The organism is Streptomyces sp. NPDC001858 (assembly GCF_053594615.1).
The window spans coordinates 45,741-60,823 of record NZ_JBSFEV010000024.1; the positions used below are offsets into that span (position 1 = coordinate 45,741).

Consider the following 15,083-nt stretch of genomic DNA (forward strand, 5'->3'; position numbering starts at 1 on the left):
CTCCGAGTCGCATTTCGCCACGTTCAGTCAGAGCTCCGGCACGAAGGAGAGCTTGGCGGTGACCCGCCGGTATTTCTCGGCGGCTTCGTCGAGGGGCATGTCCTGGAAGGCGACCGCCGTGGCGAGCGAGTCGAGTTCCGTTCGGCATGCTTCCGCGCTCGACAGCTTGTCGGCCATGTCGTCCGAGCGTTGCAGCCCGGCGGTGATGGTGCCGACCACCGAGGCGATGAGCGCTGCCACACACAGCAGTTGCCAGACGAGCGAGCTGCTGCCGAAGGACAGGGCGTCACCCACCGTCCCGGCGAAGTCCTGCCCGCCCAGAGCAGGACCCGCGGTGGACAGCGACACCACCGCGCCGGCGATGATGCTCATGAGCGAGAGCCGGTCGCGCCGGCGCCGGGCGTGTTGAAGGTAGGCGCCGATATCGGCCTCGCGGCTCTCGATGCGTGCCACCAGAGCCTGCCGGGAATCGGTTTGACTCTCGGACGCCGTGATCTCAGCCATTCATCCTCCTCGGAGCCGTCGTCCTGAAGACACCGGCCACCCGGCCGCCATAACAGCTCGCGGATGAGATGTAGCGCACATCGACGCGAGGGAACGCCCTTGCCTCGGACGGCAGTTGGGCGGTTCGACGGCCTTGTCCCGATCCGGCCCGCAACGTCGAGGCCGCCGTTGCGGCTACGGGCGGAGGAGGGGGGCTATTTCCTCAGCACTCGATGATGTTGACCGCCAGCCCGCCCCGGGCCGTCTCCTTGTACTTGACGCTCATGTCGGCGCCGGTCTCCTTCATCGTCTTGATGACCTTGTCCAGGGACACCTTGTGCTGGCCGTCGCCGCGCATCGCCATACGGGCGGCCGTGACCGCCTTCACCGCGGCCATGCCGTTGCGTTCGATGCAGGGGATCTGGACGAGGCCGCCGACCGGGTCGCAGGTGAGGCCGAGGTTGTGTTCCATGCCGATCTCGGCGGCGTTCTCGACCTGTTCGGGGGAGCCGCCGAGGACTTCGGCGAGGGCGCCGGCGGCCATGGAGCAGGCGGAGCCGACCTCGCCCTGGCAGCCGACCTCGGCGCCGGAGATGGAGGCGTTCTCCTTGAAGAGCATGCCGATGGCGCCGGCCGCGAGGAGGAAGCGGACGACTCCGTCCTCGTCGGCGCCGGGCACGAAGTTCATGTAGTAGTGCAGGACCGCCGGGATGATGCCGGCCGCGCCGTTCGTGGGGGCGGTGACCACCCTGCCGCCGGCCGCGTTCTCCTCGTTCACCGCCATCGCGTACAGCGTGATCCACTCCATCGAGTGGGCCAACGGGTCGCCCTCCGCCCGCAGTTGACGGGCCGTCACGGCGGCGCGGCGACGCACCCGCAGGCCGCCGGGCAGGATGCCCTCCCGGGACATGCCCCGGGACACGCAGCGCTGCATCACCTGCCAGATCTCCAGCAGGCCCGCCCGGATCTCGTCCTCCGTGCGCCAGGAGTGCTCGTTCTCCAGCATCAGCGAGGAGATCGACAGACCGGTCTCCTTCGCCAGGCGCAGCAGCTCGTCGCCCGTGCGGAACGGGTACTTCAGGACCGTGTCGTCGAGTTTTATCCGGTCCGCGCCGACCGCGTCCTCGTCCACGACGAACCCGCCGCCGACCGAGTAGTACGTCTTCGACAGCAGTTCCGTGCCCGAGGCGTCGAACGCCCGGATGGTCATGCCGTTGGCGTGGTACGGGAGCGCCTTGCGGCGGTGCAGGACCAGGTCGTCGTCGAAGGAGAACGGGATCTCGTGCGTGTCCAGCAGCCGCAGCCGGCCGGTCGCCTTGATCTGCTCCACCCGGTCGTCGGCGCCCTCCACGTCCACCGTGCGCGGCGAGGAGCCCTCCAGGCCGAGCAGGACCGCCTTCGGCGTCCCGTGGCCGTGGCCGGTCGCGCCGAGCGAGCCGTACAGCTCGCAGCGGACCGACGCCGTGGAGTCCAGCAGGCCCTCCTTGGCCAGCCGCAGCGCGAACATGCGGGCCGCGCGCATCGGGCCGACCGTGTGGGAGCTGGACGGGCCGATGCCGATCGAGAACAGGTCGAAGACCGAGATGGCCACGGGAACTCCTCAAAGAGGGCGGGGACACACGTCGTCGGGTGCCCCCGCCAGGAAACTACTTGTTCAGGCCGGGGTACAGCGGGTGCTTGTCGGCCAGTGCCTTGACGCGCGCCTTCAGACCCTCGACGTCGTACGACGGCTTCAGGGTCTGCGCGATGACGTCCGCGACCTCCGCGAAGTCCTCGGCGGTGAAGCCGCGGGTCGCGAGGGCCGGGGTGCCGATCCGCAGGCCGGACGTCACCATCGGCGGGCGCGGGTCGTTCGGGATCGCGTTCCGGTTGACGGTGATGCCGACCTCGTGGAGACGGTCCTCCGCCTGCTTGCCGTCCAGCTCGGAGTCGCGCAGGTCGACCAGGACCAGATGGACGTCCGTGCCGCCGGAGAGGACGGACACCCCGTGCTCGGCGGCGTCCGCCTGCCCGAGGCGCTCGGCCAGGATGCGGGCGCCGTCCACCGTACGCTGCTGGCGCTCCTTGAAGTCGTCGCTCGCCGCGACCTTGAAGGAGACGGCCTTCGCCGCGATGACGTGCTCCAGGGGGCCGCCCTGGAAGCCCGGGAAGACCGACGAGTTCAGCTTCTTCGCGAACTCCTGCTTCGCCAGGATGATGCCGCCGCGCGGGCCGCCCAGCGTCTTGTGGGTCGTCGAGGTCACGACGTCCGCGTACGGCACCGGGTTCGGGTGCAGGCCCGCCGCGACCAGACCGGCGAAGTGCGCCATGTCGACCCAGAGGTACGCGCCCACCTCGTCCGCGATCCGGCGGAACTCGGCGAAGTCCAGCTGCCTCGGGTACGCCGACCAGCCCGCGATGATCACCTTCGGCCGGTGCTCCTTGGCGAGCGCCTCCAGCTCGCCCATGTCGACCAGCCCGGCCTCGTCCACGTGGTAGGCGACCACGTCGAACTGCTTGCCGGAGAAGTTCAGGCGCATGCCGTGGGTGAGGTGGCCGCCGTGCGCCAGGTCCAGGCCGAGGATGGTGTCGCCGGGCTGGGCCAGGGCGAACAGGGCGGCCTGGTTGGCGGAGGCGCCGGAGTGGGGCTGCACGTTGGCGTACTCGGCGCCGAACAGCTCCTTGACCCGGTCGATGGCGATCTGCTCGGTGACGTCGACGTGCTCGCAGCCGCCGTAGTAGCGGCGGCCCGGGTAGCCCTCGGCGTACTTGTTGGTGAGGACCGAGCCCTGGGCCTCCATGACCGCGAGGGGGGCGAAGTTCTCCGAGGCGATCATCTCGAGGGTGGACTGCTGGCGGTTCAGCTCGGCGTCGACCGCGGCGGCGACCTCCGGGTCGAGCTCGTGCAGGGGCGTGTTCAGCACAGTCATCTGGATCCTCAGCCGGCGGCGGTAAGGGCGATGTACTCGTCGGCGGAGAGCAGGTCGTCCGGCTCGTCCGTGACGCGTACCTTGAACAGCCATCCGCCCTCGAAGGGGGCGGAGTTCACCAGCGCCGGATCGTCCACGACGTCCTGGTTGATCTCGGTGATCTCACCGGTCACCGGCGCGTACAGGTCGCTGACCGACTTGGTCGACTCCAGCTCGCCGCAGGTCTCGCCCGCGGTCACCGTGTCACCGACCGCCGGGAGCTGGACGAACACCACATCGCCGAGCGCGTTGGCCGCGTGCTCCGTGATGCCGACCGTCGAGACGCCGTCCTCGGCGCCCGACAGCCACTCGTGCTCCTTGCTGTAGCGCAGCTGCTGGGGGTTGCTCATGGCCTGAATTCTCCTGTACGCGAGGGAGTGCTGATGAATGGGGGACTGCTGGAGGCGTGCGTGACCAGCGGCAATGTGGGCAGGGTCACGCCCGGGGACCGGGCACCGCGCCCAGTGTCTATTTCCGGCGCTTGTAGAACGGCAGCGCCACGACCTCGTACGGCTCGTGCGCGCCCCGGATGTCCACGCCGACGCCCGGGCTCCCCGCCGCCGCGTGGGCCGCGTCGACGTAGGCCATCGCGATCGGCTTGCCGAGCGTGGGGGAGGGCGCGCCGGAGGTGACCTCGCCGATCACCTTGCCGTCGGCGACCACGGCGTACCCGGCGCGCGGGACCCGACGACCTTCGGCGACGAGGCCGACGAGGACGCGCGGCGGCTGCGAGGCGGCGCGTTCGGCGGCCGCCTCCAGTGCCTTGCGCCCCACGAAGTCGCCCTCCTTCTCGAACTTCACCACCCGGCCGAGACCGGCGTCGAAGGGGGTGCGGGAGGTGCTCAGCTCGTGCCCGTACAGCGGCATGCCCGCCTCCAGGCGCAGCGTGTCCCGGCAGGACAGCCCGCACGGGACCAGGCCGACGCCCTCGCCCGCCTTCGTCAGCGCCTGCCACAGCTCGACGGCGTGCTCCGGCTTCACGAACAGCTCGAAGCCGTCCTCGCCGGTGTAGCCCGTGCGGGCGATGAGCGCCGGGACCCCGGCGACCGTGCCGGGCAGGCCCGCGTAGTACTTCAGACCGTCGAGGTCGGCGTCGGTCAGCGCGGCGAGGACGCCGGGGGACTCGGGCCCCTGGACGGCGATCAGCGCGTAGGCGTCCCGGTCGTCGCGCACGACCGCGTCGAAACCGGCGGCGCGCTCGGTCAGGGCGTCCAGCACCACCTGGGCGTTGGAGGCGTTGGCGACGACCATGTACTCGTGCTCGGCCAGCCGGTAGACGATCAGGTCGTCCAGGATGCCGCCGTCCTCCTGGCAGATCATGGTGTAGCGGGCGCGGCCGACGCCGACGGTGGCGATGTTGCCGACCAGCGCGTGGTTCAGGAGAGCCGCCGCCTGCGGCCCGGTGACGGTGATCTCGCCCATGTGGGAGAGATCGAAGAGGCCGGCCTTCGTGCGGACGGCCTGGTGCTCGTCGCGTTCGGAGCCGTAGCGCAGGGGCATGTCCCAGCCGGCGAAGTCGGTCATCGTCGCGCCGAGCGCGCGGTGCAGGGCATCGAGCGCGGTGTGACGGGGTGCGGAGCTGCTCATCGGACGGTCGTCTCCCAAGGCATGACGGCGAGGTCGTTCCTCCCCATCTGTCATCGGAACCTGAGAGGTTCGTCACGACCCCGCGAAACGGTGGTCCTGACTTGCACCTTGGGTGGGGCCGCCGGGAACGGCGGCCCGCTTTTCAGATGTGCCTCGCCCGCGCGGTAACGGGGCCTGAGAGATTCAAGGGAGGGACTTGCTCCTTCGGCGCCCCGGCGAAGCGACAGGCGGACCTGTTGCCGGGGACTCTCCCGCGCGGATTCGAACGGCCGGTATGCAGTTGGCGCGGCCATCATCGCACGGCCCGCCCCGGTCGCGGCAGGCCGCATCTGTAACCGGCTTGTGTCGGTACGCGCACGAAAACGCGAGACACCGCGCATTACCTTCTCTTTACGCTCGATGGGGATGAGGACTACCTGACCCCAGGGGAGGACGATCACGGTGAACAGGACGACAACGGCGAGGACCACCGCATTCGCGACCGCTTCGGGGCTCGCGCTGCCCGCGCAGCCCGGCACCCGGGCCCGGGAGGCGTGCGGCCCGCAGCCCGCGCCCGTCGTCCGCGACCTGCGCGAGCGGGCCGGCCGCAGCCCGCACGGACTGCTCTTCGGCCCCCGTGACCTGGTCGTGGTCACCGGGCTGCCCGGCAGCGGCAAGTCCACCCTCATGAAACGGGCTGTGCACGGCGTCCGCATCGACTCCCAGGACACCCGTGACCGCTGGGACGCCCGCGCGCCCCGCCACCTGCCCTACGCCCTCTACCGCCCGCTCGTCCGCCTCGCCCACTACGCCGGGCTGCGCCGAGCCCTGCGCGGCGGCCAGGGCGTCGTCGTGCACGACTGCGGGACCCAGGCCTGGGTCCGCGACTGGCTGGCCCGCGAGGCCCGCCGCCGTGGCGGCACCCTCCACCTGGTCCTTCTCGACGTCGGCGCGGACCAGGCCCTGGAGGGCCAGCGCGAGCGCGGCCGAGGCGTCTCGCGGTACGCGTTCCTGCGGCACCGCCGCGCCGCCGCCCGCCTCCTGCGTTCGGTGGAGCAGGGCGCCCTCCCCGAAGGCTGCGGCTCGGCGGTCCTGCTGGACCGCCCTGCCGCAGACGTACTCCGGCGCATCGCCTTCACCGGCTGAGGCGTCCCGCGGCCCGCGGCGGGCCGCCGGGCCGGCCATCGCGTCTGTGGCGTGATGCGCCGCACAGGCCCTAGCCTTTCAGCCACAGCAGACTGAGCGGTTCTTAGCAGGCGGTAGGCAGATGGATTTCCCCCCGGCGGACTTCCCGACGGACTTTCCGGCGCAGGCACACCCTCATCCGCACGGCGGATGGCCCGGCAACGAGCTGGAGGAGGTGCTCTCCGCCTCCCTCGGCGTGCCGGGAGCCGGCCCCCGGATCGTGGAGGCGCTCGGGCGCGGCTTCGTCTGGGTGCCGCTGCCCGGCGGCGGCGGCCCGCACAGCGGCCCCCTCGACCTGCCCACACTGGAGCTGGACGGCCAGGTCTATGTGCCGGTCTTCAGCTCCGAGGAACAGTTCCGCCAGGTCGTCGGCTCGCACATGTCGTTCACGATCGCGCCGGCCGTGGAGTTCGCCCGGGGGCTGCCCCCGCAGGTGGGCATCATGGTCAACCCCGAGGGCCTGGTCGCCGTCCCGCTGCCGCCGCCGGCCGTGGCCGAGCTGTGCCGGGCGGGCCGCACCCCGCTGGACGGATCCGCGAGCGGCGGCCGGGTCCGCCTCTACGAGCCCGACTGGCAGGACGACCCGATCGACTTCCTGGCCGCGGCCTCCGCGGAGTTCGAGGCCACGGGCGTGATCCGGACCGCCCGCCGCTGCCTGGCCGCCGTCGAGACGGCGGAGCCGGCGATGTTCGTCGGCGTCGAACTGTTCGGGCTCCCCCAGGAGTCCCCGTGGGAGGGCGATCTGCGCGCCGTGCCGCTGGAGGCGCTGAGCAGGGCGCTCACGAAGACCTCGGCCCCCTGGCCGGTCAACCTGGTGCTGCTCGACGTCGCCCAGGATCCGGTGGCCGACTGGATGAGGGAACGGGTCCGCCCCTTCTACTCACGCTAGGGGGCCCGCCCGGGGCGCGGGGCCGTGCCGATGCCCGGCTCCGCCGCGGGCCCCGACCGACCACCCGCGACCCGCACCCGCCAACGCACCACCAGCCCTGAGCCATTGGGCGCTTAAGCTGGACCCCGACGCGGGGCCATTTCTCGAAGGGGCGATAAAAAGTGAGCGCTGGCACTGCCGCGACCGGCTCGGTCGAGCACATGCTGCGCCAGGTCACGCCCGGGCGCTACGACGCCTACGAGGCCCTCCTGCGCGCGCTCGCGACCCCCTCGTCCGGCCAGGTCTGGATGCTGTTGTGGCACGGCCAGGCGGGCTCCCCGGACGCCCAGTACGGGAACATGGAGGTGGACGGCCACGGGTACGCCCCCTGCGTGACCTCCGCCCAGGAGCTCAGCGCCAGTGGCTGGAACCGCTCGTACGAGGTGGTCGACGGAATCGACGTGGCCCGCACGCTCTACCCCGACCACTACGGTCTCTGGCTCAACCCGCACGGCCCCGGCGGCGGCGTCGGCATCCCCTGGCTGGATCTGCGCCGGATCGCCACCGGGTTGGAGCGCCAGCCCGCCGGACCGCTGCGGCTGTCCGAGCCCGCCATCGAGATCCCGCAGTTCTACGCCCTGCTCGCGCAGAACGCCCATCGCACCCCCGCGGTCCGCGCGCTGCGCCGGGCCTGGGTGCAGCCGGCGCTGGGCGCGCCCTACCTGGCCGTAGGGCTGGACGTGTACGACTCCTCGCCGTCGGCGGTGGACGCCGTCCGGGCCATGATGCAGCAGTCGATCGGCGCGGTGCCGGACGGGCTGCCGGTGTCGACGGTCGCCATGACCGACGAGTACGACCCCGTCGTGATGTGGATGCGCGCCAACGCCCGGCCGTTCTACGACCGCGAGGCCCATGCTCCCGCTCCCGCGTCGGCCCCCGCGCCCGCGGGCGGCTACGGCTATCCGCCCACCGGACGCTACTGATTTCCGCCACCGCCACCGCTACCGCCGCTTCCGCCGCCGCCCACGATCGCCCGCCGCCGCTTCCGCCGTCAGCCCTGCCGCGCGATCTGTCGCGCGTCGTGCCGCCGGTTCCGTCGCGGGTCGGTTGTGTGTCTGTTGTGAGGTCGACCGCCTGGCAGGAGTCGGACGTCTTCGCGCGTAGATAGCGGCGATCGGTCCCGTTCTCGTCCGATCTGCCCGAATAAGTCCCTGTCCGGGGGGCGTTACCCGCCGTCCGGATAACGGAACCCCTCTACCCGCATCACGTTTACGCATCCTTTCCCTGCCAAGTCTGGCAACAGATCGCCAAAGCGTTGAAGACTCCCGCTCCAGGGGACTTATCCCCTGCGTATTACGGACTGATCACGCCGCCACAGCGGCAAGCGCGGGCCGGCTACCGCCGGTTGAGAGGGGTCCCTGCCAGATGACGGCACCATTGCACGAGCCGACCGCGGAAGCGGCCCCGAGCGCGGCCGAGGAAGCGGCGGTCGCCACCAGCGACGCCAAGGCCGTTCAGGGTCGTTCCCTGGGCCGGATCGCCTGGGAGCGCCTCAAGCGGGACAAGCTCGCCCTGACGGGCGGCATCGTGGTGCTCGTCCTCGTCGTGGTCGCGCTGCTCGCGCCGGTCATCACGGGGATCCTCGGGCAGGACCCGAACGAGTACCACGAGAACCTCATCGACCCGCTGTTCGGCACCCCCACGGGCTCGCTGGGCGGCGTGAGCGGCGAGCACCTGCTCGGCGTCGAGCCGGTCAACGGCCGGGACATCTTCGCCCGCATCCTCTACGGCGCCCGGATCTCCCTGCTGGTCGGCTTCCTGTCGGCCGTGGTCGCCGTGATCCTCGGAACGGTGCTGGGCATTCTCGCCGGATTCTTCGGCGGCTGGGTGGACTCCCTCATCAGCCGGGTGATGGACGGTCTGCTCGCCTTCCCGCAGCTGCTGTTCATCATCGCGCTGGTCTCCGTCATGCCGAGCGACATGCTGGGCCTCACCGGCTCCAGCGTGCGCGTCTTCGTGATGATCCTGGTCATCGGATTCTTCGGCTGGCCCTACATCGGACGCGTGGTGCGCGGCCAGACGCTCTCGCTGCGTGAGCGCGAGTACGTCGAGGCCGCCCGATCGCTGGGCGCCGGTCGGCTGTACATCCTGTTCAAGGAACTGCTGCCCAACCTGGTCGCCCCGATCGTCGTGTACACGACGATGATGATCCCCACCAACATCCTCACCGAGGCGGCGCTCAGCTTCCTGGGCGTGGGCGTCAAGCCGCCCACCTCCTCGTGGGGACAGATGCTCTCGAGCGCGATCGACTACTACGAGTCGGACCCCATGTACATGGTGGTCCCGGGTGTGGCGATCTTCATCACCGTGCTGGCCTTCAATCTCTTCGGCGACGGCGTCCGGGACGCGCTGGACCCGAAGGCCTCCCGCTGAACCGCGAACTGCCGAACCTGAACTGCTGAACCGCGAACTGCTCTGAACCGCGAACCGCTGAACCGCAGCACAGCGCAACCGCAGCACCGCTGAACAGCGAAACCGCCGAACACGGCACCCCAACCGTCCCGTGGCCTTCACACGGGGTCTCTCATCTAATCCGGAGGATCCGAGATCGTGACTACCCAACGCACCTCAGGGCGGCGGAAGCAGGCATTTGCCGCTGCCGCCGCGGTCGCCGCGCTGCTGACCACGGCGGCGTGCGGCGGTGACGGAGGCGACGACGACAAGGGCGGCTCGGCCACCGGCGCCGCCGGCTTCGACGCCGCGAACAACAAGGTCGCCCAGGCTTCCGCCGCCAAGAAGGGCGGCACGCTGAAGTTCGGTGCCGCACAGGACGCCGACTCGTGGGACACCACGCGCGGCTACTACGGCATGATGTGGAACTTCGCCCGCTACTACAGCCGTCAGCTCGTCACGAACAAGACCGAGCCGGGCGCGGCGGGCGCCGAGCTCGCCCCGGACCTCGCCACCGGTCTCGCCAAGGTCACCGACGACGGCAAGACCTACACGTACACCCTGCGTGACGGCATCACGTGGGAGGACGGCAAGCCGATCACGTCCAAGGACGTGAAGTACGGCATCGAGCGCGTGTGGGCGCAGGACGTGCTGTCCGGCGGTCCGACGTACCTGAAGGACGTCCTCGACCCCACGGGCGCCTACAAGGGCCCCTACAAGGACACGGCGGCCGACAAGCTCGGTCTGAAGGCCATCGAGACGCCGGACGACAAGACCGTCGTCTTCAAGCTGCCGCAGGCCAACTCGGACTTCGAGGAGATGCTGGGCCTGATCTCGGCCTCCCCGGTCCGCCAGGACATGGACACCAAGTCCAAGTACGGCCTGAAGCCGTTCTCCTCGGGCCCGTACAAGTTCGCCTCGTACGCCCCGGGCAAGGACCTCAAGCTGGTCCGCAACACCAACTGGAAGCAGGCCTCGGACCCGCTCCGCAAGGCCTACCCGGACGAGATCACCGTCCAGATCTTCTCGGACGCCAACCAGCTGGACCAGCGTCTGCTCAGCGGTGACCTGGACCTCGACCTGAACCAGACCGGCATGTCGCCGCAGGGCCGCACCACCGCCCTCAAGCAGCACAAGGCCAACCTGGACAACCCGGTCTCCGGTTACGTCCGCTACGCGGTCTTCCCGCAGAACGTCGCGCCGTTCGACAACATCGAGTGCCGCAAGGCCGTCATCTACGGCGCCGACCACGTGTCGCTGCAGACCGCCCGTGGCGGCCCGGTCGCCGGTGGCGACATCGCCACCAACATGCTGCCGCCGTCCGTCCCGGGCGCCGAGGGTCAGAAGTACGACCCGTACGAGATCGCCGGCGCCAACAAGAACGGCAACGTCGCCAAGGCCAAGGAGGCCCTGAAGGCCTGCGGTCAGCCGAACGGCTTCAAGACCACCATCGCGGTCCGCAACAACAAGCCGGTCGAGGTGGCCACCGCGCAGTCCCTCCAGGCGTCGCTGAAGAAGGTCGGCATCACCGTCGAGATCGACCAGTACGACGGCTCGCAGTCCTCCGGCATCATCGGCAGCCCCTCGAACGTGAAGAAGAAGGGCTACGGCATCATCATCATGGGCTGGGGTCCGGACTTCCCGACCATCCAGGGCTTCGGTCTCCCGCTGTGGAACAGCAAGTACATTGCGGAGAGCGCCAACAACAACTTCGCGCTCATCAAGGACAAGACCATCGACGGTCTGTTCGCCTCGTACGTCACCACGCTGGACGAAGCCGGCAAGACCAAGATCTCCACGGAGATCGACCACAAGGTGATGGAGGGCGCGTACTACCTGCCCTTCGTCTACGAGCGGTTCGTCAACTGGCGCTCGGACAACCTGGCGAACGTCTACACGACCGACGGCTACAGCGGTCAGTACGACTTCGTCAACCTCGGTCTGAAGAACCCGAAGAAGTAATCCCGGCACACCCGCCGAACGGCACGAAAGGCAGGTGAAGGCCGGCGCGGCGTGATCGCGGGCCACCGGACGATCTCCGGTGGCCCGCGGTCCGCGGCGGGCCGAGAGCTGTGCTCGCTTACCTCATCAGGCGGTTGCTGGCCGCCGCAGTGATGCTTGTGGTCATCGTCATGGTGGTCTTCGGCATCTTCTTCCTCATCCCCAAGTGGGCCGGCGTCGACATCGCCTTGAGCTTCGTGGGCAAGCAGGCCGACCCTGCCGCCGTCGAGGGGGTGCGCGAGAAGCTCAGCCTGGACGATCCGATCTACGCCCAGGTCTGGGAGTTCTTCAAGGGCATCTTCGCCGGTCGCACCTACACGGGCGGCGGCGAATCCATCCACTGCGCCGCCCCGTGCTTCGGCTACTCCTTCCGCAGTGAGCAGGCCGTCTGGCCGGTGCTGACCGACCGCTTCCCGGTGACCCTGGCCCTCGCGCTGGGCGCCGCCGTGCTGTGGCTGATCCTCGGCGTCTCGGCGGGTGTGCTCTCCGCGCTCAAGCGCGGCAGCCTCTGGGACCGCGGCGCGATGGTCGTCGCGCTCTCGGGCGTCTCCCTGCCGATCTACTTCACCGGCATGGTCGCCCTGTCGATCTTCGTCTACGGACTCGATCTGTTCGACGGGCAGTTCGTGCCCCTGGACGAGAGTTTCACCGGCTGGTTCGGCGGCATGATCCTGCCGTGGATCACCCTCGCGTTCCTGTACGCGGCGATGTACGCGCGCATCACCCGGGCCACCATGCTCGAGATCCTCGGCGAGGACTACATCCGTACCGCCCGCGCCAAGGGCCTCAAGGAGCAGACCGTCATCGGCAAGCACGCCATGCGCTCCACGATGACGCCGCTGCTCACCATGCTCGGCATGGACCTCGGCGCCCTCATCGGCGGTGCGATCCTGACCGAGACGGCGTTCAACCTGCCCGGCCTCGGCCAGGCCGTGCTCAACGCCATCAAGACCCAGGACCTGCCCATCATCCTGGGCGTGACCCTGATCACTTCTCTCGCGGTGCTCGTCGCCAACCTCGTGGTGGACATCCTGTATGCCGTGATCGACCCCCGAGTGAGGCTCGCATGACCGAACTCAGCAAGAGCGGAGCGGCCGTGGGCGAGCCCACCCCCGCCTCGCCCGCGCCGTCCGCCTTCCTCGAAGTGCGCGACCTCAAGGTGCACTTCCCGACCGACGACGGCCTGGTCAAGTCCGTCGACGGGCTCAGCTTCCAGCTGGAGAAGGGCAAGACGCTCGGCATCGTCGGCGAGTCCGGCTCCGGCAAGTCGGTGACCTCGCTCGGCATCATGGGCCTGCACACCGCCGGCCAGTACGGCAAGCGCAAGGCCCAGATCTCCGGTGAGATCTGGCTGGACGGCACCGAACTGCTGTCCGCCGACCCGGACTACGTGCGCAAGCTGCGCGGCCGCGAGATGGCGATGATCTTCCAGGATCCGCTGTCGGCGCTGCACCCGTACTACACGATCGGCCAGCAGATCGTGGAGGCGTACCGTGTCCACCACGACGTCGACAAGAAGACCGCCAAGCGCCGTGCGGTCGAGATGCTCGACCGGGTGGGCATCCCGCAGCCGGACAAGCGCGTTGACAGCTACCCGCACGAGTTCTCCGGCGGTATGCGCCAGCGCGCGATGATCGCGATGTCGCTGGTCAACAACCCCGAGCTGCTGATCGCCGACGAGCCGACGACCGCCCTGGACGTGACCGTCCAGGCGCAGATCCTCGACCTCATCCGCGATCTGCAGAAGGAGTTCGGCTCCGCGGTCATCGTCATCACCCACGACCTGGGCGTCGTCGCCGAACTCGCCGACGACATCCTGGTGATGTACGGCGGCCGCTGCGTCGAGCGCGGCCCGGCCGAGGACGTGTTCTACCAGCCCCGGCACCCCTACACCTGGGGGCTGCTCGGCTCGATGCCGCGCCTCGACCGTGACCAGCAGGAGCGGCTGATCCCGGTCAAGGGCTCCCCGCCCTCGCTGATCAACATCCCGTCCGGCTGCGCCTTCAACCCGCGCTGCCCGTACGCGGACCTCCCGAAGGACAACGTCACCCGCACCGTCCGGCCCGAGCTGGCCGAGGTCGGCAGCCGGCACTGGGCCGCCTGCCACCTGGGCAAGGAGCAGCGGGAGCGTATCTGGACCGAAGAGATTGCGCCGAAGCTGTGAGTGACGACGAGAAAGCGGTGAAGATTCCCGCGCAGGCCGACGCGTCCGAGCAGGGTGCGACCCTCACCAAGGGCGCCGCCACCCTGACCGAGGACCCCGCCCCGGGCGAGGTCCTGCTCAAGGTCACCGGGCTGCAGAAGCACTTCCCGATCAAGAAGGGCCTGCTCCAGCGGCAGGTCGGGGCGGTGCACGCGGTCGACGGCATCGACTTCGAGGTGCGCTCCGGCGAAACGCTCGGCGTCGTCGGCGAGTCCGGCTGCGGCAAGTCCACGATGGGCCGGCTGATCACCCGGCTGCTGGAGCCGACCGGCGGCAAGGTCGAGTTCCAGGGCAAGGACATCACGCACCTCGGTGTGAACGGCATGCGCCCGCTGCGCCGTGATGTGCAGATGATCTTCCAGGACCCGTACTCGTCGCTGAACCCGCGCCACACCATCGGCACGATCGTCGGCGCTCCCTTCAAGCTCCAGGGCGTCGAGCCCGAGGGCGGCATCAAGAAGGAAGTGCAGCGGCTGCTGTCGGTCGTGGGTCTCAACCCCGAGCACTACAACCGCTACCCGCACGAGTTCTCCGGCGGTCAGCGCCAGCGCATCGGCATCGCCCGCGCGCTCGCCCTGAACCCGAAGCTGGTCGTGGCGGACGAGCCGGTCTCGGCCCTGGACGTGTCGATCCAGGCCCAGGTCGTGAACCTGCTGGACGACCTCCAGCAGGAGCTCGGCCTCACGTACGTGATCATCGCGCACGACCTCTCGGTGGTCCGGCACGTCTCGGACCGCATCGCGGTGATGTACCTCGGCAAGATCGTGGAGCTGGCCGACCGCGACCTGCTCTACAAGTCGCCGATGCACCCGTACACCAAGGCCCTGATGTCGGCGGTGCCGATCCCGGACCCGCGGCGCAAGAACGCCAAGAGCGAGCGGATCCTGCTCAAGGGCGACGTGCCCTCGCCGATCTCCCCGCCGAGCGGCTGCCGCTTCCACACCCGGTGCTGGAAGGCGACGCAGATCTGCACGACGACGGAGCCGGCGCTCGTCGAGCTGCGCACCGGCCAGCAGGTCGCCTGCCACCACCCGGAGAACTTCGCGGACCAGGCCCCGCAGGACACCGTCCTGCTGACCGCCGCGAAGGAGGCGGCGGAGCTGGTGGCCGACGAGGTGCTCGCCGAGTCGGCGGAGACCTCGGCAGCCGTGGCGGCGGAGGTCGCGGCGGAAGCGGAAGCGGCGGAGACGGAAGCCGGGGAGCCGGAAGCGGCGGAGGCCGCCGAAGCCCCCGAGGCCGCCGAAGCCCCCGAGGCTCCGGCGGAGGCCGTCGAAGCCCCCGAGGCTCCCGAAGCGTCCGAGGCTCCCGAAGCGTCCGGTGATGACGGTCCTGCCAAGGAGAAGTAAGTAACAGTGAGCCCCCGCCTTGCAATGTAAGG

Annotated in this window: 13 protein-coding genes and 2 riboswitches; of the genes, 8 read left to right on the forward strand and 5 right to left on the reverse strand. The window is 69.8% G+C overall.

What is annotated here, in order from left to right; translation table 11 throughout:
• Positions 1-27: 27 nt before the first annotated feature.
• The 5 genes from ACWCPF_RS28740 to gcvT all read right to left on the reverse strand — a co-directional run bounded on the left by ACWCPF_RS28740 (position 28) and on the right by gcvT (position 5,018).
• On the reverse strand, positions 28-504 hold the full coding sequence (locus tag ACWCPF_RS28740; RefSeq protein ID WP_451048011.1) for a hypothetical protein: 477 nt from the start codon (positions 502-504) through the stop codon (positions 28-30).
• A 202-nt stretch (positions 505-706) separates the two neighbouring features.
• Positions 707-2,074 carry an L-serine ammonia-lyase gene (locus tag ACWCPF_RS28745; protein ID WP_451048012.1) on the reverse strand — a complete coding sequence of 456 codons (1,368 nt, stop codon included), beginning with the start codon at positions 2,072-2,074 and terminating at the stop codon, positions 707-709.
• Positions 2,075-2,129: 55 nt separating this feature from the next.
• On the reverse strand, positions 2,130-3,392 hold the full coding sequence (gene glyA / locus ACWCPF_RS28750; protein WP_451048013.1) for a serine hydroxymethyltransferase: 1,263 nt from the start codon (positions 3,390-3,392) through the stop codon (positions 2,130-2,132).
• Between the two features lie 8 nt (positions 3,393-3,400).
• Positions 3,401-3,781 (reverse strand): glycine cleavage system protein GcvH, encoded by a 381-nt coding sequence (gene gcvH / locus ACWCPF_RS28755; RefSeq protein WP_451048014.1) that lies wholly within the window; start codon positions 3,779-3,781, stop codon positions 3,401-3,403.
• A gap of 118 nt (positions 3,782-3,899) precedes the next feature.
• Positions 3,900-5,018, reverse strand: a complete 1,119-nt coding sequence (gcvT, locus tag ACWCPF_RS28760; protein WP_451048015.1) for a glycine cleavage system aminomethyltransferase GcvT — start codon at positions 5,016-5,018, stop codon at positions 3,900-3,902.
• Between the two features lie 37 nt (positions 5,019-5,055).
• A riboswitch (glycine riboswitch) is annotated at positions 5,056-5,170 on the reverse strand.
• A riboswitch (glycine riboswitch) is annotated at positions 5,171-5,282 on the reverse strand.
• Between the two features lie 177 nt (positions 5,283-5,459).
• On the opposite strand from gcvT, the gene ACWCPF_RS28765 reads away from it, so the two are divergent.
• The 8 genes from ACWCPF_RS28765 to ACWCPF_RS28800 all read left to right on the forward strand — a co-directional run bounded on the left by ACWCPF_RS28765 (position 5,460) and on the right by ACWCPF_RS28800 (position 15,051).
• Entirely contained in the window at positions 5,460-6,143 is a 684-nt protein-coding gene (locus tag ACWCPF_RS28765) for an AAA family ATPase (RefSeq protein ID WP_451048016.1), read from the forward strand.
• Positions 6,144-6,264: 121 nt separating this feature from the next.
• Entirely contained in the window at positions 6,265-7,071 is an 807-nt protein-coding gene (locus ACWCPF_RS28770) for an enhanced serine sensitivity protein SseB (RefSeq protein WP_451048017.1), read from the forward strand.
• Between the two features lie 200 nt (positions 7,072-7,271).
• Positions 7,272-8,033 carry an enhanced serine sensitivity protein SseB C-terminal domain-containing protein gene (locus ACWCPF_RS28775; RefSeq protein WP_451048090.1) on the forward strand — a complete coding sequence of 254 codons (762 nt, stop codon included), beginning with the start codon at positions 7,272-7,274 and terminating at the stop codon, positions 8,031-8,033.
• A 442-nt stretch (positions 8,034-8,475) separates the two neighbouring features.
• Entirely contained in the window at positions 8,476-9,483 is a 1,008-nt protein-coding gene (locus tag ACWCPF_RS28780) for an ABC transporter permease (protein WP_451048018.1), read from the forward strand.
• A 177-nt stretch (positions 9,484-9,660) separates the two neighbouring features.
• Complete coding sequence (locus ACWCPF_RS28785; RefSeq protein WP_451048019.1) at positions 9,661-11,463, forward strand: ABC transporter substrate-binding protein; 1,803 nt, start codon at positions 9,661-9,663, stop codon at positions 11,461-11,463.
• Between the two features lie 110 nt (positions 11,464-11,573).
• Positions 11,574-12,572, forward strand: coding sequence for an ABC transporter permease (locus ACWCPF_RS28790; RefSeq protein ID WP_451048020.1), 999 nt, complete (start codon positions 11,574-11,576; stop codon positions 12,570-12,572).
• Entirely contained in the window at positions 12,569-13,666 is a 1,098-nt protein-coding gene (locus ACWCPF_RS28795) for an ABC transporter ATP-binding protein (protein WP_451048021.1), read from the forward strand. Before ACWCPF_RS28790 ends, ACWCPF_RS28795 begins: the two co-directional genes overlap by 4 nt.
• The gene (locus ACWCPF_RS28800) at positions 13,663-15,051 is read left to right on the forward strand and encodes an ABC transporter ATP-binding protein (protein WP_451048022.1); all 1,389 of its coding nucleotides are present in this window, start codon (positions 13,663-13,665) and stop codon (positions 15,049-15,051) included. Before ACWCPF_RS28795 ends, ACWCPF_RS28800 begins: the two co-directional genes overlap by 4 nt.
• The last annotated feature ends 32 nt before the right edge of the window (positions 15,052-15,083 follow it).

Bases quoted from the DNA above. Each gene is read 5' to 3' on its own strand.
- ACWCPF_RS28740 (WP_451048011.1), bottom strand. From the start codon at position 504: ATGGCTGAGATCACGGCGTCCGAGAGTCAAACCGATTCCCGGCAGGCT.
- glyA (WP_451048013.1), bottom strand. From the start codon at position 3,392: ATGACTGTGCTGAACACGCCCCTGCACGAGCTCGACCCGGAGGTCGCC.
- gcvH (WP_451048014.1), bottom strand. From the start codon at position 3,781: ATGAGCAACCCCCAGCAGCTGCGCTACAGCAAGGAGCACGAGTGGCTG.
- gcvT (WP_451048015.1), bottom strand. From the start codon at position 5,018: ATGAGCAGCTCCGCACCCCGTCACACCGCGCTCGATGCCCTGCACCGC.
- ACWCPF_RS28770 (WP_451048017.1), top strand. From the start codon at position 6,265: ATGGATTTCCCCCCGGCGGACTTCCCGACGGACTTTCCGGCGCAGGCA.
- ACWCPF_RS28775 (WP_451048090.1), top strand. From the start codon at position 7,272: ATGCTGCGCCAGGTCACGCCCGGGCGCTACGACGCCTACGAGGCCCTC.
- ACWCPF_RS28780 (WP_451048018.1), top strand. From the start codon at position 8,476: ATGACGGCACCATTGCACGAGCCGACCGCGGAAGCGGCCCCGAGCGCG.
- ACWCPF_RS28795 (WP_451048021.1), top strand. From the start codon at position 12,569: ATGACCGAACTCAGCAAGAGCGGAGCGGCCGTGGGCGAGCCCACCCCC.